This is a genomic window from Enterobacter cloacae complex sp. 309I3 (assembly GCF_050031595.1).
GTDB classification, from domain to species: domain Bacteria; phylum Pseudomonadota; class Gammaproteobacteria; order Enterobacterales; family Enterobacteriaceae; genus Enterobacter; species Enterobacter cloacae.
Genome location: NZ_JBLGWI010000001.1, coordinates 484341 through 506622, shown reverse-complemented (window position 1 = coordinate 506622; position 22282 = coordinate 484341). Strand labels below are relative to the sequence as shown.

The 22282-nt window shown below is 54.9% G+C and carries 19 protein-coding genes; 10 read left to right on the top strand and 9 right to left on the bottom strand.

Annotated elements, in window-relative coordinates; all coding sequences use genetic code 11:
* Position 1: 1 nt before the first annotated feature.
* Both tamB and tamA read right to left on the bottom strand, forming a co-directional pair.
* Positions 2–3778, bottom strand: a complete 3777-nt coding sequence (gene tamB / locus ACQG22_RS02405) for an autotransporter assembly complex protein TamB (protein WP_040020477.1) — start codon at positions 3776–3778, stop codon at positions 2–4.
* Positions 3775–5508 carry an autotransporter assembly complex protein TamA gene (gene tamA, locus ACQG22_RS02400; RefSeq protein WP_013095333.1) on the bottom strand — a complete coding sequence of 578 codons (1734 nt, stop codon included), beginning with the start codon at positions 5506–5508 and terminating at the stop codon, positions 3775–3777. Before tamA ends, tamB begins: the two co-directional genes overlap by 4 nt.
* A 225-nt stretch (positions 5509–5733) precedes the next feature.
* Here tamA and msrA point away from each other — a divergent pair, with 225 nt between their 5' ends.
* On the top strand, positions 5734–6375 hold the full coding sequence (gene msrA, locus ACQG22_RS02395; protein WP_014830428.1) for a peptide-methionine (S)-S-oxide reductase MsrA: 642 nt from the start codon (positions 5734–5736) through the stop codon (positions 6373–6375).
* Here the strand turns inward: msrA and ACQG22_RS02390 are convergent, their stop codons facing one another.
* Positions 6376–7434, bottom strand: coding sequence for a LacI family DNA-binding transcriptional regulator (locus tag ACQG22_RS02390; RefSeq protein ID WP_029882373.1), 1059 nt, complete (start codon positions 7432–7434; stop codon positions 6376–6378).
* Between the two features lie 192 nt (positions 7435–7626).
* Between ACQG22_RS02390 and ACQG22_RS02385 the strand changes: the two genes are divergently transcribed.
* The 6 genes from ACQG22_RS02385 to ACQG22_RS02360 all read left to right on the top strand — a co-directional run bounded on the left by ACQG22_RS02385 (position 7627) and on the right by ACQG22_RS02360 (position 15240).
* Positions 7627–8778: a Gfo/Idh/MocA family protein gene (locus ACQG22_RS02385; protein ID WP_013095330.1), complete on the top strand. Its 1152-nt coding sequence runs from the start codon at positions 7627–7629 to the stop codon at positions 8776–8778.
* Positions 8779–8794: 16 nt separating this feature from the next.
* Entirely contained in the window at positions 8795–9979 is a 1185-nt protein-coding gene (locus ACQG22_RS02380; RefSeq protein ID WP_251998464.1) for a Gfo/Idh/MocA family protein, read from the top strand.
* On the top strand, positions 9976–11043 hold the full coding sequence (locus ACQG22_RS02375) for a Gfo/Idh/MocA family protein (RefSeq protein WP_013095328.1): 1068 nt from the start codon (positions 9976–9978) through the stop codon (positions 11041–11043). The genes ACQG22_RS02380 and ACQG22_RS02375 overlap by 4 nt, the downstream gene beginning before the upstream one ends.
* Before the next feature lie 12 nt (positions 11044–11055).
* Complete coding sequence (locus ACQG22_RS02370) at positions 11056–12075, top strand: Gfo/Idh/MocA family protein (protein ID WP_251998463.1); 1020 nt, start codon at positions 11056–11058, stop codon at positions 12073–12075.
* An 82-nt stretch (positions 12076–12157) separates the two neighbouring features.
* Positions 12158–13705, top strand: a complete 1548-nt coding sequence (locus ACQG22_RS02365; protein WP_058680816.1) for an MFS transporter — start codon at positions 12158–12160, stop codon at positions 13703–13705.
* 197 nt (positions 13706–13902) lie between these two features.
* Complete coding sequence (locus ACQG22_RS02360) at positions 13903–15240, top strand: hemolysin family protein (protein ID WP_013095324.1); 1338 nt, start codon at positions 13903–13905, stop codon at positions 15238–15240.
* A 76-nt stretch (positions 15241–15316) separates the two neighbouring features.
* Here the strand turns inward: ACQG22_RS02360 and ACQG22_RS02355 are convergent, their stop codons facing one another.
* From ACQG22_RS02355 to ACQG22_RS02340, 4 genes are all read right to left on the bottom strand, one after another.
* Positions 15317–15724, bottom strand: coding sequence for a hypothetical protein (locus tag ACQG22_RS02355; protein ID WP_057072645.1), 408 nt, complete (start codon positions 15722–15724; stop codon positions 15317–15319).
* Positions 15702–16118: a polymorphic toxin type 44 domain-containing protein gene (locus ACQG22_RS02350; RefSeq protein ID WP_071885244.1), complete on the bottom strand. Its 417-nt coding sequence runs from the start codon at positions 16116–16118 to the stop codon at positions 15702–15704. The genes ACQG22_RS02355 and ACQG22_RS02350 overlap by 23 nt, the downstream gene beginning before the upstream one ends.
* A 1-nt stretch (position 16119) precedes the next feature.
* A complete protein-coding gene (locus tag ACQG22_RS02345; RefSeq protein ID WP_038418543.1) occupies positions 16120–16605 on the bottom strand; it encodes an Hcp family type VI secretion system effector in 486 nt (161 codons plus the stop codon).
* A 263-nt stretch (positions 16606–16868) separates the two neighbouring features.
* On the bottom strand, positions 16869–17075 hold the full coding sequence (locus ACQG22_RS02340) for a DUF1107 domain-containing protein (protein ID WP_008501430.1): 207 nt from the start codon (positions 17073–17075) through the stop codon (positions 16869–16871).
* A gap of 324 nt (positions 17076–17399) precedes the next feature.
* Here ACQG22_RS02340 and ACQG22_RS02335 point away from each other — a divergent pair, with 324 nt between their 5' ends.
* Complete coding sequence (locus ACQG22_RS02335) at positions 17400–17957, top strand: YtfJ family protein (RefSeq protein ID WP_013095323.1); 558 nt, start codon at positions 17400–17402, stop codon at positions 17955–17957.
* Here ACQG22_RS02335 and cysQ read toward each other — a convergent pair.
* A complete protein-coding gene (gene cysQ / locus ACQG22_RS02330) occupies positions 17951–18691 on the bottom strand; it encodes a 3'(2'),5'-bisphosphate nucleotidase CysQ (RefSeq protein WP_013095322.1) in 741 nt (246 codons plus the stop codon). The genes ACQG22_RS02335 and cysQ overlap by 7 nt on opposite strands.
* Before the next feature lie 190 nt (positions 18692–18881).
* Between cysQ and ACQG22_RS02325 the strand changes: the two genes are divergently transcribed.
* The gene (locus ACQG22_RS02325) at positions 18882–20825 is read left to right on the top strand and encodes a bifunctional 2',3'-cyclic-nucleotide 2'-phosphodiesterase/3'-nucleotidase (protein ID WP_369706914.1); all 1944 of its coding nucleotides are present in this window, start codon (positions 18882–18884) and stop codon (positions 20823–20825) included.
* Positions 20826–20923: 98 nt separating this feature from the next.
* On the opposite strand, the gene ACQG22_RS02320 is transcribed toward ACQG22_RS02325, so the two are convergent.
* Positions 20924–21304, bottom strand: coding sequence for a winged helix-turn-helix transcriptional regulator (locus ACQG22_RS02320; protein ID WP_028027891.1), 381 nt, complete (start codon positions 21302–21304; stop codon positions 20924–20926).
* 89 nt (positions 21305–21393) lie between these two features.
* Between ACQG22_RS02320 and ACQG22_RS02315 the strand changes: the two genes are divergently transcribed.
* Positions 21394–22242: an SDR family oxidoreductase gene (locus tag ACQG22_RS02315; protein WP_047352276.1), complete on the top strand. Its 849-nt coding sequence runs from the start codon at positions 21394–21396 to the stop codon at positions 22240–22242.
* The last annotated feature ends 40 nt before the right edge of the window (positions 22243–22282 follow it).

Here is a 22282-nt window from a genome sequence, read left to right as displayed (position 1 = left end):
GCTAAAACTCAAACTGATAGAGCAGATCAAGTGCCTGGTCTACGCCGGACACTGCTTCCAGATATAGCTTAGGCATCAGGCGATAGCGTAACGTGAGAGTTGCCAGCGAGTCAAAGATCCCCACGCCATATTTTACCTGCAGACCCGGCAATACATAGCCGCTGACCACCACCTGCGAGGAGTCACCCACGCCCTGGGTGTCCAGCGCCAGATTGCTTACGCCGAACGTCTCACCGATTTTACCCACAACCTGACCACTTTGTGCAACCCCCAGACCCACTAACATTGAGGTCATCGCTGCACTGTCGCTTTGGCCGCTATCCAGGCCCTGACCACGCAGCAGGTAAGAGAGTGCTTCCTGCTGGGACATCGCCGGGTCGGAGAAGATCTCCGCCTTCGGTTCGTCGGCCGAACCGGTGACGCGCACGCCCGCAATCACGTCGTTTTCTGTCGCTTCCGGGTTACGAATCGCTTCAATGTTGAGCAGCGGCTGATCCGGCGGACCAGAGAACAGCAGTTCACCTTTACGCACTATCAAATCCTGACCATAAGCATGGAAGCGCCCTTCAGGAATGTTGATCTGCCCGTTGAGGCCAAGCCCCTGTCTGTCCTGCGCCACTTTCAGGTCACCCGTCAGGCGTGCCTTCAGCCCAAACGCGTTCAGACGAACGTTATTCCCCACATGCACGGTAAGATTGCTGTTGATCGGAATGCCCGCGCTTTGCTGATTAATCGGCTTGAGGTTATCGTCGAGCATCACTTCATCACTGGAGACGCCCACCGCGCTTTCCGGCACCTCGTGAACCACGATGCGCGCCCACGGCACGTCCACGTTCCCGTCGAGGGTAAAGAGGCTCGGCGTTGCTTCAAAGACGATATCCGGCGAGACATCCAGGCGTACCATCGGCGGTACGGTGATCCTCACCTTGCTGCCTTTCGCGGCGATACGGGCGCGCCAGTTATCAAGCTGGCTCCAGTCGGCGTCACCGCTGAGGTTGATTTGCCCCTGCTGGGTCAGCACCGAGCCGTTCAGCGTTGAGCTCATCCCGTTGAAGTTCATCGTAATCTGGCTTGGCTGCATATCGAACGGCATAAAGTTGCCGTCGATATCCACACCGTTTAGCTGCATCTGACCGAACAGCTGCGGGCTTTGCGCGTTACCCGCCAGCCGCAGGTTCGCGTTGAGCATCCCCGCCGCTTTTTCACCGCGCGAGAAAATCGGGTTAACCATCGCCAGGTTGAAGTTGCGAATAGAGACGTTACCGCCCAGATTACGTCGCCCTTGTGGGTCGGTAATCTGCACCTTACCGTCGAACTGGCCATTATTGGTCAGGCGGATAAGCCACCCCAGCTCGGCCCGGTTGTTGTGCAGATCGGCGCTCAGGTTCAGGGTATCAAACGCCACCGGCAGCGGCGCGTTGTTGACATCCTGTGTCACCTTCACGTTGCGGCCAGAAAGCGTCACGCTGCCCTGTGGCAGCCCCTCTTTGGTGGTGTCCCAGGCCACATCAGCCTTCCCGCTAAAGACGCCGCTCGCCTGAGTGGTATCCGGCATGAACGGTTTTAACATCGCCAGATCAAAACGATTGAGGGTGATCTGCGCGCGCCCTTCCGCTCCCGCGTCGATGGTCTGCGGCACACACAGCTCCGCATTCGGGTTGGTCCAGCAGTGTGGGCCAATGCTGATCTTTTGTTCGGCATTGCGGTAGTCCAGGGCAATAGCGCGTGACAGCACCAATGGCCCTACCGGGGTGTTGAAACGGGTATTGTCGAGCGTCCCTTTCCAGCGCTCCGCCTTGCGGTCGAAGCTCCCCGTCAGGTGAAGCTGCCCGGAAACCGGCTCGCCCTGCACGCGCAGCTGGAGGTCGTGCTGCTTCTCGTTGCCTTTGGCGTCCAGGGTCACCAGATTAATGTTCACGTCCGGCTGAGAAATGCGCTCCACGCGCAGGTTCAGGTTACCGCCGATCTGATCGGTGGATTTCACATCCCCATCAACGCGCACACGGGCGATGGACAGCTCCTGCCAGCGCAGGTTACTGGCCGTGATATCCGCCAGCAACTGCGGTGCATCCACCGTGCCGCGCACCTTAAGCAGCCCCTTCGCCGTGCCGCCAAGCCCCGGAAGGGCGTTATCCAGATTCGGCGCATCGATAGTGGCGTCGAGGTTCAGATCTTTCACCCCCAGCTCGCCTTTGATATCCGCCGTGTTGCGCCCCAGCGCCACGTGCAGCCCCGGGATCACCCACTGCAGGTAGCTATTCCCTTTGAGCGAACCTTCTACGTTAACCTTGTTCTGCTTCACGTTACCGGTGAGCTTGATTTCCGGGACATCCATCTGCCACGTGCCGCCGTACAGGCTGCCGCGGGTTTTGATAAGACCGTCCAGTTTTGACGGCCAGTCCGGCACCTCTTTCGCCGTGTTAATCCCCGAGAGCTTCAGCTCACCGCGCCAGCTGATCGCCTGCTGCCAGTCGAGCAGCGCGGTCAGCTCGGTTTTGCCTTCCAGCGCCGCAACGGTCAGTTTGTCGAGATTAACCTGCTGTTCATTCCCTTTTGCATCCAGCGTGATCGTGGCGGGTGGCACGTCCTGGCCCTTCACGGCGGTACGGAACGACAGCGTGTAATCGGTCATCTTGCCGCTCAGCTTCAGCTTCAGGTCATCGGCCTGGAACTGTTTTTCGCCGGTGAACGGCCAGTACAGCTGCTTGCTGACCACCTCAAGGTTAAGTGGCAGTCCGGCTTCCGCCAGCTGGGTTTGCGCCCGCAGAACCATGTCCACCGGGCCGGAGAGATTCACCCCAACATCCAGCTTGTCGCGTAGCGCGCCGCCCACCTTGACCTTCACTTTTTCGCCTTTCAGCGGGTCGATGTTGAGCGCGCTGTTCAGGGTAATATCCACCGGCCAGTTGTCACGCAGCAGGGCATGACCCGAGGCATTGACAGAGCCCTGGTTGGTGTCGATATCCAGCGCGTCGAGCTTCATGTTGCCGTCGATGCTGCTGACCTTCAGCAACATGTTATAGACCGTGAGATCGGTGTCGCCAGTCAGACGCAACTGCTCGCCCTTGAACGCTTCGATATTCAGGTTCAGCGGCAGGTGCACGTCCGTCATCTCCGGCAGGACGGGCTTCGAGAACAGATCTTTCAGCGTTTCACCCAGCGGTTTCTCTTCCGGCTGTGGGTTCTGGATCTTCGGCTCGACGATCTCCTCTTGCGCCACGTCCGCCACCTTCGGCAGCGCGATCAGCAATCCCTGCAGGGTGGTTGGCGTCAGGGTGAGGTTTTTCTCCTGCCAGCGCAGGCCGGAGGTGAAATCCATCACCGATACGGTGGTGTCATCGATTTTGACATTGACGTTGTCCAGCGCCACCCGATAAAGCGCAATCGGGTACGGCGTCGAGAGATTCAGCGGGCCGCTGTCCTCTTCTTCAACCGGCGCTGATTTCGGCATTTTCTCCGAATCAATCGCCACGTTCACATCTTTTAGCGACAGGTCGTTGACGCAGAGCTTACTGTCCCGCAGGCAACCCAGCCTGACGGCAAGGTGAAACTCGCCCGCGTTGACCGCAACGCCAGGCTGCTCGTAGCGAATATTCTTCAGACGTAGATCGCGCCAGCCGCCCGTCACCTGGCCGATTTCCAGCCCGGGTACCCAGCGGTTCGCCGCGTTAAACAGCAGATGCAGGCCGGTTGTCGTGCCCACCAGAAACGCCACCGTACCGAGCAGCAGCACGATAAAAATCAGTACTCCGAGGCTTATCTTCTTCCATAAACTCATAATTCAGGCCCCAGACCGATGTAAAACTGTAAACCGTGTTCTTCTTTGTCACCCACCGGCACAGCGAAGTCGAGCTTGATGGGCCCGACGGGCGACTGCCAGCGCACGCCTACGCCCGCGCCGGTTTTGAAATCACTGCGGCGGATATCGCTCACCGCTTCGCCGCCGTCCACAAACATGGCGCCCCACCATTTTCCGCTGACGTTGTACTGGTACTCCAGCGAGCCGGTCGCCAGCTTGGAGGCCCCGATCAGCTTGCCGTCATCATCTTTAGGCGCGATGGATTTGTATTTGTAGCCGCGGATACTGCGGTCGCCCCCGGCGAAGAAGCGCAGGTCAGGCGGGACTTTGTCGAAGTCGCCGGTTTCAATCCAGCCGAGGTTACCGCGCATCACAAAGCGGTGTTTGTCATACAGCGTGCGGATCCAGACGTTTTGCGCCTGAATTACCGAGAAATCCACATCGGAACCCCACATGGTGTTGGAGTAATCGATAGAGTAACGCTGGGAATCGCCCCAGGTCGGCATCAGGCCGCCGCGTGAGCGGGTACGGCTGATCATTACCCCCGGATAGAGCAGCATGGTGGTGTTGGTGACGTTGGCCTGGGTAAAGTGGTCAAGACTCCAGCGCAGGTTAATGGCGCGCTGCCAGCCGCTGGAGAGATCCCAGAATCGGGATACGGCAAGCGTGGTGGAATCCGACTCGGTATCGTTCAGATCGGTACGCTTAAAGCCCCCCTGGACTAGGTAATACTGCTCAAGCGGGTTCTTCAGCAGCGGAATTTTGTAGCTGAAGTCGAGCTGTTGCTCCGGGGCTGAGATACTGGCACTGGTGGTCAGGCTATGGCCGTACGAGTTCATCCACGGCTTTTTCCAGGTCGCCCTCACGCGCGGCCCCACGTCCGTTGAATAGCCAGCCCCGGTCTCAATGGTGTTTTCGGTGCGTGGCGACACCACACCGTGCAGCGGTAATACCTTGGTTTTGCGGGCCTTTTCAAACTCCGGCGCAACGACCACCGAATTAAACCACCCGGTTGCCGACAGGCGGCGGTTCAGCTCGGCCAGATCGCGTGAATGGTAGTAGTCACCCTTTTTGAACGGCACGAGGTTTTGCAGGTACTCTTCACGAATTTGCGAGCCTTCGAACGTCACGTCGCCAAAGCGGTAGCGTTCGCCGCTGTCATAGTCGATATCCCAGAAAGCCTGGCGTCTGCCCAGCGCAATGCCCAGCTGGCTTTTATTGAACTGGCTGTCGAAGTAGCCCTTGCGTAAGGAGACGCTCGTCAGCGATTTTTTGAAACTGTCGTAATCACCGTGATTCAGTACGGTACCGATTTTAGGCCGCGTACTGAGCAGATCCAGATAATCACGATCGGTACGCGCGCCGCCGCGTAACACCACATTGGTGCCGCCTATCAGCACCGGCTCACCCGGCGAGACGCGGGCAATAAGCACCTGCCGCCCCTTTTTTGGCGGTGGGCGGAGATCGAAATCGATGGTGGGTTCGTAATATCCCAGGGCTTTTAGCCCTTCGCGTATCGCGTCATCCACGCGTGCACGAAAACGCCGGTCCGGCGTCACTTCGTCACTTTCAATCGTCGACAGCTGTGCACGCACGTTTTTTTCCAGCGCCCCGGATAACCCCTCAACCTGCAAACGGACATTCGCCGCGCTGGCAACCCCGCTTGTCAGCAAGACACTGACCAAACATAACTGGCGGATTTTTGTCACGTTCTCTCCTGAATATCCCTGTTTCCACCCTGGAAGCAAATGAAGTGCCGCTCCGCGGCAAAATACGGCCTGTTGGCCAAAAAACCCAATTCTCGGGTTGAAAAAGGGTGTAACACCCAAATATTTCTTATGATTAAATCTAGACTCATTCAGCGCATTTATTGTGTTCAATTAAACGCTTCGTGACAACCTTAACCGAAACATCGCACCCCGGGAGGCCCCATCGTGAGTTTATTCGACAAAAAGCATCTGGTTTCACAAGCAGATGCATTACCGGGACGCAACACCCCTATGCCAGTCGCAACCTTACACGCCGTGAATGGCCATTCAATGACCAACGTACCTGAAGGCATGGAAATCGCCCTGTTTGCCATGGGCTGCTTCTGGGGCGTGGAACGCCTCTACTGGCAGTTGCCTGGCGTCTACAGCACCGCGGCGGGCTACACGGGCGGATATACGCCAAACCCCACCTACCGCGAAGTCTGCTCCGGCGAGACCGGCCATGCTGAAGCCGTACGCGTGGTATACGACCCGTCCGTCATCAGCTATGAACAGCTGCTGCAGGTGTTCTGGGAAAACCACGACCCGGCGCAGGGTATGCGTCAGGGTAATGACCATGGCACCCAGTATCGTTCGGCGATTTATCCGCTCACGCCTGAGCAGGAAGCCGCCGCACTCGCCAGTAAGGAGCGTTTCCAGCAGGCCATGCGCGACGCAGGTGATACGCGCGAGGTGACAACGGAAATCACCACCGCGAAACCGTTCTACTATGCCGAGGACGACCACCAGCAGTATCTGCACAAAAATCCGTACGGCTACTGCGGAATTGGTGGCATCGGCGTGTGCCTGCCGCCGCAGCTTGCCTGATTACTGATCCAGCGCCACGCGAGCCGCGTGGCGCGTGGCATTACTGACTGAGCCGTAATCCATGACTTTGCCCTGCAACAGCAGGTTATAGACCGGCGCCTGAGGTCGGTTGAGCCGCGTTTGCAGCAGGTGTACGGCCTCAATCCCCAGCTCACGGCAGGGCACCGTGACGCCTGTGATCGGTTTTTCCAGACGGTGCGCTAAATTCCATGCAAAATCGGTCGTAATGAGCGAAATGTCTTCCGGAATGCGCAGCCCGTGGCGCGTTAACGCCCTGATCACTCCCTCCGTCATGCTGGTACTGTTCGGGAAAATCACCTCTGGCCACTGCGATCTGTCATGACTTAACAGCCATGCATCCAGCGCCCGCTCGGCCTCCTCTGCCGTAAACCACTCCGTCACCAGCAAATCACGCTGGGGATCAAAGGCCACGTGAAAATGGCGGTACGCCTCTTTAATGCCGTCCAGACGCGCATACAGCGTCTCACGCCGCAGGCAGGTGAGCGTGAGCACACGGCGGTGCCCCTGCTCAAAAAGGTACTGCATGGCGGTGAAACCAATCGCCCGGTGATCGGGTGATACGGCGTCCAGCACCCGATCCCGATCAACGGAGTTAATCAATACGCAGGGCTTATTCAGCGTGCTCGCCAGTTTAAAGATGGTGGAATCATCAGTCCCAATAATTATTATTGCGTTGATATTCTTATGGCTGGCCTTTTCCATAAACAATTTCACGTCGGCGTGCTGCTCTTCTAATCCGCAGCAACTGACCCACACGTTATGCGGGGCGCACGCTTCAGCAATGCCTTTGGTCACTTCCAGATAAAAAATGTCTCCACGCCCCTGAAAAGTTCTTTCCGGGGCAAAGACAGCGATACCGTTAATTAACAGCCTTCCGCTTGCCATTGCCTCCAGAACACCTAATTCGCGCGCGGTGCGAACGATCGCGTCACGGGCTTTATCGCTGGCATAAGACTTGCCGCTTAATACCCGCGAAACCGTGCTGACGGAATACCCCGTCAGGGTCGCAATCTCCTCCATTTTTAACCTGCCCGGCATAGTGTGACCTCGCTCTCAATCAGTTTTTGCAAATATTTGCAGAAACAGCGCTTTGATTTTAAAACCAAATTTCAGAGACCCTGGAGATTACTTAAACAGCTTGCGAGTATTCTCACAAAAACACATTGTCGCTGCGGCTCCCCTTTCCTATTTTCCGGTCATCCCTCATTTCAACTGAAATTAAGGTGTGACATGGAGAAGGTACGTTTTGGCATTATCGGAATAGGTAATATCGGTACGGTCCACGCGCGTTATTTACTGGCGGGTACGGTCAGTGACGCATGCCTGGCGGCGGTTTGTGATAATGCACCGGAAAAGCATCCGGCCATTCGCCAGCTGGTCGGCTCCCTCCCCCTTTTCAGCGATGCGCAGGAGATGCTTCAGAGCGGGCTTATCGACGCGGTGATTGTCGCAACGCCGCACTACGAGCATCCGCGTCTGTCGATGCTGGCAATGCGCCACGGCATCCACACGCTCTGCGAAAAACCGGCCGGCGTATATACGGCGCAGGTGCAGGAGATGAACGCCTGTGCCCGGACCTGCGATGTGGTGTTCGGCATCATGTACAACCAGCGCCCGAATCCGCTCTACCAGAAGGTGAAAGATCTGATCGACAGCGGCGAGCTGGGTGAGATCCGCCGCTCCAACTGGATCATTACCAACTGGTATCGCTCGCAGAGCTACTACAACTCCGGCGGCTGGCGCGCCACCTGGAAAGGAGAAGGCGGCGGCGTACTGCTCAATCAGGACCCGCATCAGCTCGATCTCTGGCAGTGGCTGGTTGGTATGCCGATCCGTCTGCGCGCGTTTTGCCAGTTTGGTAAGCATCGCGACATTGAAGTGGAAGATGAGGTCACCGCCTACGCCGAATACGCCAACGGTGCGACGGGCGTATTTATCACGACCGTGGCTGAAACGCCGGGGACCAACCGGCTGGAGATCGTCGGCGATCGCGGCAAGGTGGTCGTCGAAGAAGGGAAACTGCGCTACTGGCGGCTGCGGGAATCTGAAACCGCCTTCAACGCCCGCTGGCAAAACGGCTTTGGTGAACCGGAATGCTGGGAGGTCACGCTTCCCGTCGGCCCGGAATGCAGCGAACACCACGTCATTACCGCCAATTTCTGCGGCGCCATCCTGCGCGGCGAGCCACTCATTGCCCCGGGGCTGGAAGGGATCCACGGATTAACACTCTCCAACGCCATGCACCTCTCCACCTGGACCGACGACTGGGTCGACCTCCCGCTCAACGAGAAACAGTATCTGCGCTTGCTTCAACAGCGTATCAGCACCTCAGTGGCTAAAGAGACCGCCAGCGTCACGCTGGATGCCTCCGGCACCTGGTAACTCAGGAGAAGAAACGATGTTAAATGTCGCTATCGTGGGAACAGGAAATATCTCGCATAACCATATTCAGGGTTATTTGCAGTTTGGCCAACGCTGCCGGATCGTCGCGCTGGTCGATATCTACCCGGAAAAAGCCCACGAGAAAAAAGCACGCTACAACCTGACAGACGCACGCGTGTATGAAAGCCACGAGCAGATGCTGGCGTCAGAGCCAGATATCGATATCGTCGACGTCTGCACGCCGCCCTACGTTCATGCAGAGATAAGCATTAATGCCCTCAATGCGGGTTGCCATGTGCTGTGCGAAAAACCGATGGCCGCCTCGCTGGAGGAGTGCGACGCCATGATCGCCGCGCAACAGGCCAGCGGTAAATTGCTCGCCATCATCGCTCAAAACCGCTTTACCGATGCCTTCTGGCGTTTAAAAGCGGCGCTGGATTCGGGCCTTGCTGGCAAGGTGTGCCATGCCCAGGTGGACTCGTTCTGGTGGCGCGGACACTGCTACTACGACCTGTGGTGGCGCGGCACCTGGGAAAAAGAGGGCGGCGGCTGCACCCTTAACCACGCGGTTCACCACATCGACGCCATTCAGTGGATGCTGGGCTTCCCGTCTGAAGTGGTGGCTATGATGACCAACGTGGCGCACGACAACGCTGAAGTCGAAGATCTCAGCGCGGCAATATTTAAATACCCCAGCGGCGCACTCACTCAGCTAACCGCCTCGGTCGTGCACCACGGCGAAGATCAGAAAATCATTATCCAGGGTGAAAAGGCGCGCATCTCTGCACCGTGGCAGGCCTTTGCCAGCGTCAGCGCTGATAACGGCTTCCCCCAGAATGATCGGGACCTGGAGCGGGAAGCGCAGCTTAACGCCATTTTTCACGAGACGCCGAAGCTCGAATGGACGCTGCACACCGGGCAGATTAACGACCTGCTGTATGCCATTGAGCACGGCACGGCGCCGTTAGTGGATGGTCTGCAGGGCAAACGCTCGCTGGAGCTGATAACCGCGATCTATAAATCCGCCATCACCCGCTGCGTGGTTTCGCTGCCGATTCAACGCGACGATCCGTTTTACCGTACCGGCGGGACCAACGCCCTCGCCCCCCGTTTTTATGAAAAATCCGCAAGCGTCGCCAACTTCAGCGAAGTCGGTGCGATTCCCCTGGGCAAAGATCTGGATGAAGGAGTAACACCATGAACAAAAATGACGGCATGAACTACGCGCCAGTGGGTAAACCTCAGCCCGTTGTCAGGGAAGGAGAGTTTGTCTTTGCCGCTGCCGCGCTCGACCACGGCCATATCTACGGCATGAGTAACGGCCTGATTGAAGCGGGCGCCACGCTGAAATGGGTCTACGACCCCGATCCGGCAAAAGTGGATAAATTCATTCAGCAGTATCCGCAGGCCAGGGTTGCAGACTCCCTGGATGTCATACTCGCCGACGATGAGGTGCGTCTGGTAGCTGGTGCCGCCATTCCCGCCGAGCGCTGTGCGCTGGGGCTAAAAGCGATGGCCGCAGGCAAAGACTACTTCACCGATAAAGCCCCCCTTACCACCCTTGAACAACTGGCGGATGCCAAAGCCATGGTGGAAAAAACGGGCCGGAAATACGCCGTGTATTACAGCGAACGCCTGCATGTTGAGAGCGCGGTCTTTGCCGGACAACTGGTGCAGCAAGGGGCCATTGGCCGCGTCGTACAAACGCTGGGGACGGGCCCGCACCGGGAAGGGACCGGCCGCCCGGACTGGTTCTACGATCGGCGCTACTTCGGCGGCATTCTGTGCGATATCGGCAGCCATCAGATTGAGCAGTTCCTGTTTTATACCGGCAACAGTGACGCCACCGTGGTGGCAAGCCAGGTACGGAACGTTAAACACCCCCAGTACCCCGCCTTCGAAGATTTTGGCGATGCCATGCTGAAAGGGGAAAACGGCGCCAGCGGCTATTTCCGCTGCGACTGGTTTACCCCTGACGGGCTCTCGACCTGGGGCGATGGCCGCCTGACGCTGCTGGGCACCGAAGGCTATATCGAGATCCGCAAATATGTCGATCTCACCCGTGGTGAACAGGACGTGGTGTATCTCGTCAATAACGAGGGGGAGTTCCGTTATCCGGTCGCCGGCCAGGTCGGATTCCCGTTCTTTGGCGAACTGATCCTCGATTGTTTGCATCGTACTGAACATGCCATGACCCAGGCTCACGCCTTTAAGGCGGCGGAGCTCTGCGTGAAGGCACAGATGCTGGCCAACGCAACGGCATAACGGGAGGCGACAATGAAGCTCCTGAACACGGCGGTGATCGGCGCCGGAGCGATTCACGGTTGCCACGTGAATGCGCTGCGCCAGCTCCCCAACGTTGCGCTGCGTGCGCTGGCAGATATCGACAGCATCAAAGGGCTGAAGCTGGCATTGGGCTATCAGTGCCGCTTCTACCAGGATTACCGGGAGATGCTGCTGGATGATGCCATCGACGTGGTCCATATCTGCACGCCGCACTTTGAGCATAAAAGCATGATTCTGGCGGCCCTCGCCGCCGGAAAGCATGTTTTCTGCGAAAAACCGGTGGGCATGAACAGCAGCGAACTGGTGGATATCACCCGCGCCGCTGACCAGGCTACGGGTCTGCTCGGCGTGTGTTATCAGAACCGGCTCAACCCCACCAGCCTGCGCATTCGCCAGGCGCTGGACGAAGGCGAGCTGGGAAAAATGCTCAGTATCAAAGCGGTGCTGACGTGGTCACGCTCGGGCGCGTACTACACCCAAAGTTCGTGGCGTGGGCGACTGGCTACGGAAGGAGGCAGCCTGCTGATCAACCAGGCCATTCATACCCTCGACCTGATGCAGTGGTTTGCCGGCGGCGTGACGCGTGTGAAAGGCGTGGTGGATAGCGGTGAACTGGCGGACGTGACGGAAGGTGAAGACAGCGCGATGGCCACGCTGCACTTTGCTAACGGCGCGCGCGGCCTGTTTTACGCCAGCAACTGCAATACCACTGATTCCCCGCTTCTGATGGAGATCCACTGCGAGCAGGGCTCGCTGCTGCTGAACGACAACACGCTCTGGCGCGTGACGCCGGGTGAGCGCGTCAGGCTCACCTGCGACGACTCCCCGGACGGTTCGGTCAAAAGCTACTGGGGGCTGGGCCACCAGCAGGCGATCCGCCGTTTTTATCAGGCTATCACTCACCCCGGTTACACGGATTACACCGATATCCGTGAAGCCGGGAAATCACTCACCCTTGTGGAGGCTATTTATCGATCATCTCAATTAAGGCAATGGATAGAAATCAATTAATAGAACGTAATTTGTATTCCAGCAGTAAATAAAAAACGACCCGACAGATCGGGTTAATCATTACCCTACACTGGATATTATTATGGTCAAACCAACTGAACGTAGAGTGGGTTATGGCGTGGCGCTCGGCTACGGTATAACCGATCTGTTTGGCGGAGGCGCTTTCGCCATTATCGGCACTTGGCTTTTATTTTTTTACACCACCTATTGCGGGCTCTCTGTCGTCGAAGCGGGTTCGATATTTGCTATTGCTCGCGTCATTGATGCGTTATTAAGCCCGATTATGGGTTATATCACGGATAATTTCGGTGATACCTGGCTCGGGCGTAAATTTGGCCGTCGCCGCTTCTTTTTATTACTCAGTTCGCCCTTAATGTTTCTGTATGCCCTGCTGTGGCTTACGGACATGGGTTACTGGTATTACCTGGGCACTTACCTCTCTATTGAGCTCTTGTCGGCGATGGTGCTGGTGCCCTGGGAAACCCTGGCCGCTGAAATGACTAACCGGTATGAAGAGCGCAGCCGTCTCTCCGGCGTGCGCATGATCTGCTCTCAGCTCGGCGGCTTTCTTGCGGTTTCCGTTCCCGGCGTCATTATGCAGTTCACGGGGAAAGATAATCCGTTTACCTATACTCTTACCGGGCTGATATTCTCCTGCGTATTCTGTATTGCGGTATTTATTACCTGGTATACCACCTGGGAAGCGAAAGATGTGCAACAGCCATCCACGTTTAAAGTGGATAAACAGCGCAGCAGCGGATTAATTAATCACCTGAAATATCTGGTGCTGGATCTCTTTTCCTCTTTCCGTATTCGCGCGTTCCGCCTGCATATTATTATTTATATCTTTTCATTTACGGCGATGGACGTATTCGGTTCGGTCTTTACCTATTATGTCGTGTATTGTCTGAGCCAGGACGCGGCAGCCGTCTCCGGCTGGCTGAGCATTGCGGCTTTCGCCTCGGTACCTGGCACATATGGATTTATGCTGTTGCTGAACAGGCTGAATGTCTCCCCTTCTGCCGCTTTGCGCCTCTCTTACGGCGGGATATTCTTCGTGCTGGTGTTCCTGTTTACGGTTTACCTGACCAAAACCCAGGTGCCCACGCTGCTGTTCACGGCGGTCTTTATCCTGCTGGGCGCCACCCGAGCAGGCCTCTATTACATACCGTGGAATATCTACAGCTTCATTCCTGATATTGACGAGATGGTGACGCAGCAGCGCCGCGAAGGGATTTTTGCCGGGGTGATGGTCCTGACCCGCAAAAGCACCGTGGCGATCGCCATCATGATTATTGGCCTGGTCCTGCAGGAGTCCGGCTTTGTGAAGGGCGGCGGCGCACAGCCTGAAAGCGCGCTGGGGGCGATTATAGGCCTGATGATCTTCGCGACGGCAGCCCTGCTGGCGGTGAGCTTCTTCACTACCTATAAATTCAAGCTCACCCGCGACACGCATAAGCTGCTTCTCAAGGAGATTGCCCGCCGTAAGCTGGGCGGTGATTACCGCGACTGCGATGCCAATACCCGCGTGGTGATAAAACAGCTCACAGGCTATGAGTACGATCAGGTGTGGGGAGGCGATGCTGCCCGTCGTGCAGTGAACAACGTCGGGTTATCGGCCGCAAAATAGCGCGTCTCGCCGGGCCGGTTCGCCGCCTGCCCGGCCTCTTTTCGCCTCAAAATGTGACCTCTGGCAGGTTTACATCTCTTTACGCTATACTACCCGCTGAAATAATCAGCTCAACGCTACGAGCTGACGTTCAATGTGTTTCCACACAAATGGTATCAACTTCCCTTCCGAGGATCTGGCGAGAAGCCGGATAAACTATGTTAAACAGTATTTTAGTAATACTTTGTCTGATAGCCGTCAGCGCATTTTTCTCGATATCCGAGATCTCGCTGGCCGCGTCCCGTAAAATCAAACTTAAGCTGCTTGCCGACGAAGGCAACATCAATGCTTCCCGTATCCTGAAGATGCAGGAAAATCCTGGAACGTTCTTCACCGTGGTACAAATTGGCCTGAACGCGGTCGCTATTCTCGGCGGTATCGTGGGGGATGCAGCGTTTTCTCCGGCCTTTTACAGCCTGTTCGTGCAGTACATGTCCGCCGAACTTGCCGAGCAGATGAGCTTTATTCTCTCCTTCTCGCTGGTCACCGGGATGTTCATCCTGTTCGCTGACCTGACCCCGAAACGCATCGGTATGATTGCGCCAGAAGCTGTGGCTTTGCGTATCATCAACCCGATGCGCTTCTGCCTGTTCGTGTTCCGTCCGCTGGTGTGGTTCTTCAACGGCCTGGCGAACGTCATCTTCCGCATCTTTAAACTGCCGATGGTGCGTAAAGATGACATCACCTCCGACGACATCTACGCCGTGGTAGAAGCCGGTGCGCTGGCCGGAGTGCTGCGCAAGCAAGAGCATGAGCTGATCGAAAATGTGTTCGAGCTGGAATCCCGTACCGTGCCCTCTTCCATGACGGGCCGTGAAAGCGTGATTTGGTTCGATCTGCATGAAGACGAGCAGAGCCTGAAGAATAAAGTCGCGGAGCACCCGCACTCTAAATTCCTGGTCTGTAATGAAGATATCGACCACATCATCGGCTATGTGGATTCCAAAGATCTGCTGAACCGCGTGCTGGCGAACCAAAGCCTGGCGCTCAACAGCGGCGTGCAGATCCGCAATACCCTGATTGTACCGGACACGTTGACGCTCTCTGAAGCGCTGGAAAGTTTCAAAACCGCCGGTGAAGACTTCGCCGTTATCATGAACGAATACGCGCTGGTGGTGGGTATCATTACCCTCAACGACGTCATGACCACGCTGATGGGTGACCTGGTCGGCCAGGGTCTGGAAGAGCAGATTGTGGCGCGTGATGAGAACTCATGGCTGATTGACGGCGCAACGCCAATCGACGACGTGATGCGCGTGCTGGATATCGACGAGTTCCCGCAGTCAGGCAACTACGAGACCATCGGCGGCTTTATGATGTTTATGCTGCGTAAAATCCCGAAGCGCACCGACTCGGTGAAGTTCTCCGGCTACAAGTTTGAAGTGGTGGATATTGATAACTACCGCATCGACCAGTTGCTGGTGACGCGTATCGATAACAAACCGACCGTGCTGGTGCCGAAACTGCCGGATGCGGAAGAGAAGGTGTCGGCGTGATAACAAAAGGGCTGTGATTAACTGCCCTTTCTTTTTTCACTCATATGCAGTACGTATCTGACATTGATAAAAAAATTTAGAACGGTGATGAATCCATATATATAAAACTATAGCCTGCAACGTTCTTAAATTTAAAGATATCACCACTAACCTTAAGATGGATAGAATTATCTTCAATTTTTACATACACATCTGAGGCGGTAGTCACCAGGAAAGGTTCATAGCCACTTCTTAGATCATTTAAAAAATCCGCATCCGATTTTTTCGCAGAGTATAGGTAATATTGGTATACATATGGAGTGGTTGCTCCAGCATTACTTTCAGTAATAATTAAAGTTGACAACTCACCAACTTTCTCTCGGCGTATAATATCTTGTTCAAGGTAAAGAAATTCATCAACTACACGCCATATGCCACACCCTAACAAAATAATCACGACGATTATATATAGCCACTTATTTTTAAAAACCAGAGCGTTGAGCATAGTCTATTCCTGCTCTAATCCATGTCTGATCGGTTGGATCATCCCCATGTGAATCCGGCCCTTGATAATTTTTAAAACTAGGGTCGCTGGTCCCTGCAAGAATTTGAGCAAGTCCGGCTGCCCGCAATAATATCTCGGGTTCAATTCCGGCGGCAATGCCTACCGCTCCGAAATGAAAATTTCCAAAATTTTCGTATTGCCTACCTAATATGTTTTTATAATCCCAAGGGCCATGCCCTTTTACTTGCTTATAAAACCATAAGTAGGTCAGCGCTGACGGGCCATGATGGAACCGCGCAATCATCATGTTGTTTGATAATGAAACGCCAGGTGGAGAAAATGAAGAAATATCATAAGGAGGTTGAGGCTTAACAGCGATTGCTGGACGTCTCATGTTATGCCCTTTCGTTCCAGCTATCGGAAAAGAGCAAATTCCCATCACAGTGTTTCCATGTTATTTTTTCATATCGCATCTCAACACATTCAAGGTGATTATGTTTCTCTTTCGAAGCATCTTTCGTATCATGCATGACAGGAGAAACTCCGACAATTTTTACGTTTTCAAGAAACATGTTGTTATACTCAACTTCCTGACCCGCATCGTTAATACGATACCATTTAAACTCTGCGCTTATTAACGTTTGGCCGGTACAAACCGCCTTGAACAGATAGGGAGATGAACAATCAAATTCTTTCATAAAGAGGATACTTGAGTGCTTCCTTGTTCCGGTAATTTTTCCTGTCAATGGATCTGTTGGAATAGATACATTATGTGAAAACCCATTGATCTCTATACTTGACTCTCTATCTTGTACGTCAACAGCACCTTTTATTAACGCACCACCATCATCCTTCAGCCACAAATAAGCAGGAATAGCCATCCTTAAAACTCCTTTTCGTTAATGAGATGAGCATTCTTTATTCGTTATTCAATAAGGCCAATAGAGAATCAATTTTTTATTGTTTTATATCAAAACGAGAGCACTGAAAGAGAGTTTAAGAATAACTACACAAACTCATACTTCCTCTGGAAAGTGGCAACCAGAAATTCACCGATACAACAGAGTCAGAGTTATACTTCCCCCCACAAACATCAACGGCTCCCATCGGGAGCCGTTTTTTTAACTACTGCATAGCACGTAGGTTAAGCCATCTCAGTTTGCAGACGCATAACCTGACGGTTGACTTCGGACATCACAGACAAGTGCTGTTTGTCCTTCACTTTTGGGACAAGGATCTTGCCCTTATCAAACTCAAAAGCGCCAACATCCTTGATATACAACCGTCCACGGAACAGGATCTTCACGTACTTCGCCACCTGAAGCGGGTTGTAGCGTTGGAAAATTTTCATTCTTGTATCTCCTGCGAATCATACGCTCTTGCGGCGCCACAATCGGCCCGACTGTTCTGAGCGCAAATTTTGTTGCCCAATGACTATAGACCAGAACTACGTAGTTACCCAGTGTGCATAAGTTTATTTACCGTTTGATTACAATTATTCAGAATAATCTTTTCAAACTGTGACTACAGGCAGTATAAGCCGTCGTTTTTTTATGGATATGTGCGTTCGCCCGCAAACTGGCATCGGGATTGCGGGAAAAGCCCATTGATCGCACTTATGATTAAAAGCGTAAGACCAAGTGGTCGGATCACCTGCATACAATAAGGAAACACCATGACCCTACGTAACATTCTTGCAGCCGCATGCCTGCTCCTGCCCCTGTGGGCGAGTGCCCACAACATTGAAAAAGGACAACGCGTACCGCCAGTCGGCATTGCTGACCGGGGAGAATTGATTCTCGACAATGATAAGTTTAGCTACAAACCGTGGAATAGCGCGCAACTGGCGGGCAAAGTGAGAGTTGTACAACATATTGCCGGTCGTACATCTGCAAAAGAGAAAAACGCAAACCTGGTGGAAGCGATCAAGGCCGCAAAATTCCCGCATGACCGCTATCAGACCACCACCATTGTGAACACCGACGATGCCATCCCTGGCTCCGGGATGTTTGTGCGCTCAAGCCTTGAGAGCAACAAAAAGCTCTACCCGTGGTCGCAGTTTATTGTCGACAGCAACGGCGTGACGCGAAAAGCCTGGCAGCTTGAGGAAGAGAGTTCCGCGATTATCGTGCTGGATAAAAACGGCCAGGTGCAGTGGGTAAAAGACGGGGCGTTAACCCAGGAAGAGGTGCAGCAGGTGGTTGATCTGCTGCACAAGCTGCTGGCTCAGTAAAGAGAGACCCGGAAGCCTGGATTGAGGAATGATTCGCGCGGGGTGTAGTCCAGCGGCTTGCCCTGCCAGTCATGAACATGCGCACCCGCGGCCGCGGCTACCGCGTGGCCGGCTGCCGTGTCCCAGATGTTCGTCGGCCCGAAACGGGGATAGAGCTGCGCCTGCCCCTCCGCCACCAGACAGAATTTCAGCGAGGAGCCAATCGAGGTCGTCTGATGTTCACCCAGCTGTTGCAGATACTCCTCCAACTCGCTGTCGCTGTGCGAGCGGCTGATGACCACCAGCGGAGGGCGCGCATCGCGCACCTGGATCGGCTTGCGGACACCACACTCTTCCTTCCAGGCCTTGCCTTCCGCGGCGCTGTACATCACTTTCATCACCGGCGCGTAGACCACCCCAAGCACCGCTTTGCCCTTGTCGATCAGGGCGATATTCACGGTGAATTCACCGTTACGCTTGATAAACTCTTTGGTGCCGTCCAGAGGATCGACCAGCCAGTAACGCTGCCAGTGCTGACGCTCATCCCAGCTCTGCGGCGCTTCTTCGGAAAGCACGGGGATCTCTGGCGTGAGTGCCTGTAGCCCTTTCATGATCACGCCATGCGCCGCGATATCCGCCGCCGTGACCGGGGAATCATCCGCCTTGCTGACAACGTTCATCGGTTGTGCGCCATCATACACCTGCATGATGGCATCGCCCGCATCCCGTGCGAGCTGACAAATTTTATCTAACATTCTCCACCTCTTCGTTAACGCAGTGGGTATAACTCTTTGTTTTATTTATATCGTAATGTGAACAATTCCGCTATCTGTGAAGCAATTCCGGTTTCATCGCCCTTTTTTCTGGCAGGATTCACACTTCTGTAAGCAACAAACGATAGATACATATTCTTTTGTGGCCTGGATCGAAAAAAGGACGCCTCTGATGATTAAGTTTAGCGCAACGCTCCTGGCGACGCTGATTGCAGCGAGCGTACAGGCGGCGACGGTCGATCTCCGTATTCTGGAAACCACCGACCTGCACAGCAATATGATGGACTTCGATTACTACAAAGATACCCCTACGGAAAAATTCGGACTGGTACGCACGGCAAGTTTGATCAATGCCGCCCGCAATGAAGTAAAAAATAGCGTGCTGGTCGACAACGGTGATTTGATTCAGGGGAGTCCGCTGGGTGACTACATGGCGGCAAAGGGGCTGAAAAAAGGCGAGATCCACCCGGTGTATAAAGCGATGAACACCCTGGATTATACCGTCGGCAACCTCGGTAACCACGAATTCAACTATGGTCTTAAATACCTGCACGATGCGCTGGCAGGCGCAAAATTCCCGTACGTTAACGCCAATATCATCGACGTTAAGACCAAAAAGCCGCTTTTCACCCCTTATCTGATTAAAGAGACCGAGGTTGTTGATCAGGACGGTAAAAAGCAGACGCTGAAAATTGGCTACATCGGCTTTGTACCACCCCAGATCATGACCTGGGATAAAGCCAATCTCACCGGCAAAGTCACCGTTAACGACATCACCGAAACGGCGCGTCAATACGTACCGGAGATGCGTGAAAAAGGGGCGGATGTTGTGGTCGTTGTCGCCCACTCGGGCCTCTCTGCCGATCCGTATCAGGTGATGGCGGAAAACTCGGTTTACTACCTGAGCGAAGTGCCGGGCGTGGACGCGATCCTCTTCGGCCACGCTCATGCGGTCTTCCCGGGTAAGGATTTTGCCAGCATCAAAGGGGCAGATATCGACAAGGGAACGCTCAACGGCGTGCCGGCGGTAATGCCCGGCATGTGGGGCGATCATCTTGGCGTGGTGGATCTGGTACTTAATAACGACAGCGGCAGCTGGAAGGTGACCGGATCCAAAGCCGAAGCGCGCCGCATTTACGATGCTGCCGCCAAAAAATCACTGGCGGCTGAAGACCAAAAACTCCTCGACGTGCTCAAACATGACCACGACGCCACCCGCGAGTTCGTCAGTAAGCCGATCGGCAAATCCGCCGACAACATGTACAGCTATCTGGCGCTGATACAGGATGACCCAACCGTTCAGGTGGTCAACATGGCGCAGAAAGCCTATGCCGAACATTTTGTTCAGGGCGATCCGGACTTAGCCAACCTGCCGGTGCTTTCCGCCGCCGCACCGTTCAAAGTGGGCGGACGTAAAAATGACCCGGCCAGCTATGTTGAAGTGGAAAAAGGCCAGCTGACGTTCCGTAACGCCGCCGATCTCTATCTCTACCCGAACACGCTGGTCGTGGTTAAAGCAACGGGTAAAGAGGTGAAAGAGTGGCTGGAATGCTCCGCCGGGCAGTTTAACCAGATCGATCCGAAGAGCAGCAAGCCGCAGTCGTTGATTAACTGGGACGGGTTCCGCACCTATAACTTCGACGTTATCGACGGGGTGGATTATCAGATTGATGTCACCCAGCCGGCGAAATATGACGGTGAGTGCCAGGCCATTAACCCGCAGGCAGAGCGCATCAAAAACCTGACCTTCAAGGGCAAGCCTGTCGATCCGGCGGCCACCTTCCTGGTGGTGACCAATAACTATCGCGCGTATGGCGGCAAATTTGCCGGCACCGGCGATAGCCACATTGCCTTTGCATCCCCGGATGAGAACCGCTCAGTGCTGGCCGCCTGGATCAGCGCAGAGTCGAAAAAGGCGGGAGAAATTCATCCGGCGGTCGATAACAACTGGCGTCTGGCCCCGATCCACAGCGATACCCCACTGGATATTCGCATTGAAACATCTCCGTCGGATAAGGCTGCGGCGTTTATTAAGGAGAAGGCACAGTATCCGATGAAGAAGGTTGCGACGGATGATATCGGGTTCGCCATTTATCAGGTGGATTTAAGTAAGTAAAAGCAAAACGGCAACGCACGTTGCCGTTTTTAGTGTTTATTCCCTCTCCCTGTGGGAGAGGGTTAGATTGAGGGCACCAGACCGCACATTCCCGGCTATTACGCTGCCCGCTCATCCCGGTTCGCCATTACTTTTGGCGTATTCACCTCTATCCAGTCCGCCAGCGCGGCCACTTTCTCGCTCACCTCTACGCCAAGCGGCGTCAGGCTATACTCAACGTGCGGCGGTACAACAGGATACGAAACGCGATCGACAAAACCGTCATGCTCCAGTGCCTGCAGCGACTGGGCCAGCATCTTCTCGCTCACGCCGCCCATTTTACGGCGCAGATCGCTGAAGCGATGCGTTCCCTCACGTAGCGCCACCAGGATCAGAACTCCCCAGCGGCTGGTGACATGTTTGAGCACCTCTCTGGACGGGCACTGCTCCGCGAAGAGATTACCATCGCGCATTTGTTCGCTGAGTGTCGGTATCGTCATTTAATACTTACCTTTTTGTACGTACTTACTAAAAGTTAGTTATGGTGCTAGTGTGCCACAACACCAGACAAACACGAAGGAGATTGATCATGATCGCGATTACCGGCGCTACCGGCCAGCTTGGCCGCCTCGTTATCGAACAGCTGTTAAAAACCGTCCCGGCAAACCAGATTGTCGCCATTGTGCGTAACCCGGCGAAAGCGGAAGCCCTGAGCCAGCAGGGTATTGTGGTTCATCAGGGCGATTACACCGACCAGGCCGCGTTGACCACGGCGCTGAAGGGTGTGGAGAAACTGCTGCTGATCTCATCCAGCGAAGTGGGTCAGCGCGCCACGCAGCACCAGAACGTCATCAACGCTGCCAAAGCAGCTGGCGTAACATTTATCGCCTACACCAGCCTGCTGCATGCGGATAACTCACCGCTGGGCCTGCACGTTGAGCACGTTGCTACGGAAAAAGCGCTGGCAACATCCGGCATTCCTTATGCCCTGCTGCGCAACGGCTGGTATACCGAAAACTACCTGGCGAGCGCGCCGCCTGCGCTGGAACACGGCGTGTTTATTGGTGCCGCAGGTGAAGGCAAAATCGCCTCAGCCACCCGTGCGGATTACGCGGCGGCGGCGGCAAAAGTGGTTTCGGAAGAGGGCCACGCTGGCAAGGTCTATGAACTGGCAGGCGACAGCGCGTGGACGCTGAGCGAACTGGCGGCTGAACTGAGCAAGCAGAGCGGTAAACCGGTGGTTTATCAGAACATGAGCGAAGCGGATTTCGCCGCTGCGCTGAAGAGTGTCGGCCTGCCTGCCGGGCTGGCGGATATGCTGGCGGACTCTGATGTGGGCGCATCTAAAGGCGGGCTCTTTGACGATAGCCATACGCTGAGCAAACTGATTGGGCGAGCAACGACCTCTCTGGCGGAGAGCGTCAAGGCCATCCTGTAATTGTTACGGATTGGTTATTTTTTGTGGCATCCCCTCGGGT

Bases quoted from the DNA above. Each gene is read 5' to 3' on its own strand.
- ACQG22_RS02380 (WP_251998464.1), top strand. From the start codon at position 8,795: ATGTTAAATGTCGCTATCGTGGGAACAGGAAATATCTCGCATAACCAT.
- ACQG22_RS02315 (WP_047352276.1), top strand. From the start codon at position 21,394: ATGATCGCGATTACCGGCGCTACCGGCCAGCTTGGCCGCCTCGTTATC.
- ACQG22_RS02350 (WP_071885244.1), bottom strand. From the start codon at position 16,118: ATGAGACGTCCAGCAATCGCTGTTAAGCCTCAACCTCCTTATGATATT.
- ACQG22_RS02340 (WP_008501430.1), bottom strand. From the start codon at position 17,075: ATGAAAATTTTCCAACGCTACAACCCGCTTCAGGTGGCGAAGTACGTG.
- ACQG22_RS02320 (WP_028027891.1), bottom strand. From the start codon at position 21,304: ATGACGATACCGACACTCAGCGAACAAATGCGCGATGGTAATCTCTTC.
- ACQG22_RS02385 (WP_013095330.1), top strand. From the start codon at position 7,627: ATGGAGAAGGTACGTTTTGGCATTATCGGAATAGGTAATATCGGTACG.
- ACQG22_RS02375 (WP_013095328.1), top strand. From the start codon at position 9,976: ATGAACAAAAATGACGGCATGAACTACGCGCCAGTGGGTAAACCTCAG.
- cysQ (WP_013095322.1), bottom strand. From the start codon at position 18,691: ATGTTAGATAAAATTTGTCAGCTCGCACGGGATGCGGGCGATGCCATC.
- ACQG22_RS02335 (WP_013095323.1), top strand. From the start codon at position 17,400: ATGACCCTACGTAACATTCTTGCAGCCGCATGCCTGCTCCTGCCCCTG.
- ACQG22_RS02325 (WP_369706914.1), top strand. From the start codon at position 18,882: ATGATTAAGTTTAGCGCAACGCTCCTGGCGACGCTGATTGCAGCGAGC.
- tamB (WP_040020477.1), bottom strand. From the start codon at position 3,778: ATGAGTTTATGGAAGAAGATAAGCCTCGGAGTACTGATTTTTATCGTG.
- ACQG22_RS02360 (WP_013095324.1), top strand. From the start codon at position 13,903: ATGTTAAACAGTATTTTAGTAATACTTTGTCTGATAGCCGTCAGCGCA.
- ACQG22_RS02365 (WP_058680816.1), top strand. From the start codon at position 12,158: ATGGTCAAACCAACTGAACGTAGAGTGGGTTATGGCGTGGCGCTCGGC.
- ACQG22_RS02345 (WP_038418543.1), bottom strand. From the start codon at position 16,605: ATGGCTATTCCTGCTTATTTGTGGCTGAAGGATGATGGTGGTGCGTTA.
- ACQG22_RS02355 (WP_057072645.1), bottom strand. From the start codon at position 15,724: ATGCTCAACGCTCTGGTTTTTAAAAATAAGTGGCTATATATAATCGTC.
- ACQG22_RS02370 (WP_251998463.1), top strand. From the start codon at position 11,056: ATGAAGCTCCTGAACACGGCGGTGATCGGCGCCGGAGCGATTCACGGT.
- ACQG22_RS02390 (WP_029882373.1), bottom strand. From the start codon at position 7,434: ATGCCGGGCAGGTTAAAAATGGAGGAGATTGCGACCCTGACGGGGTAT.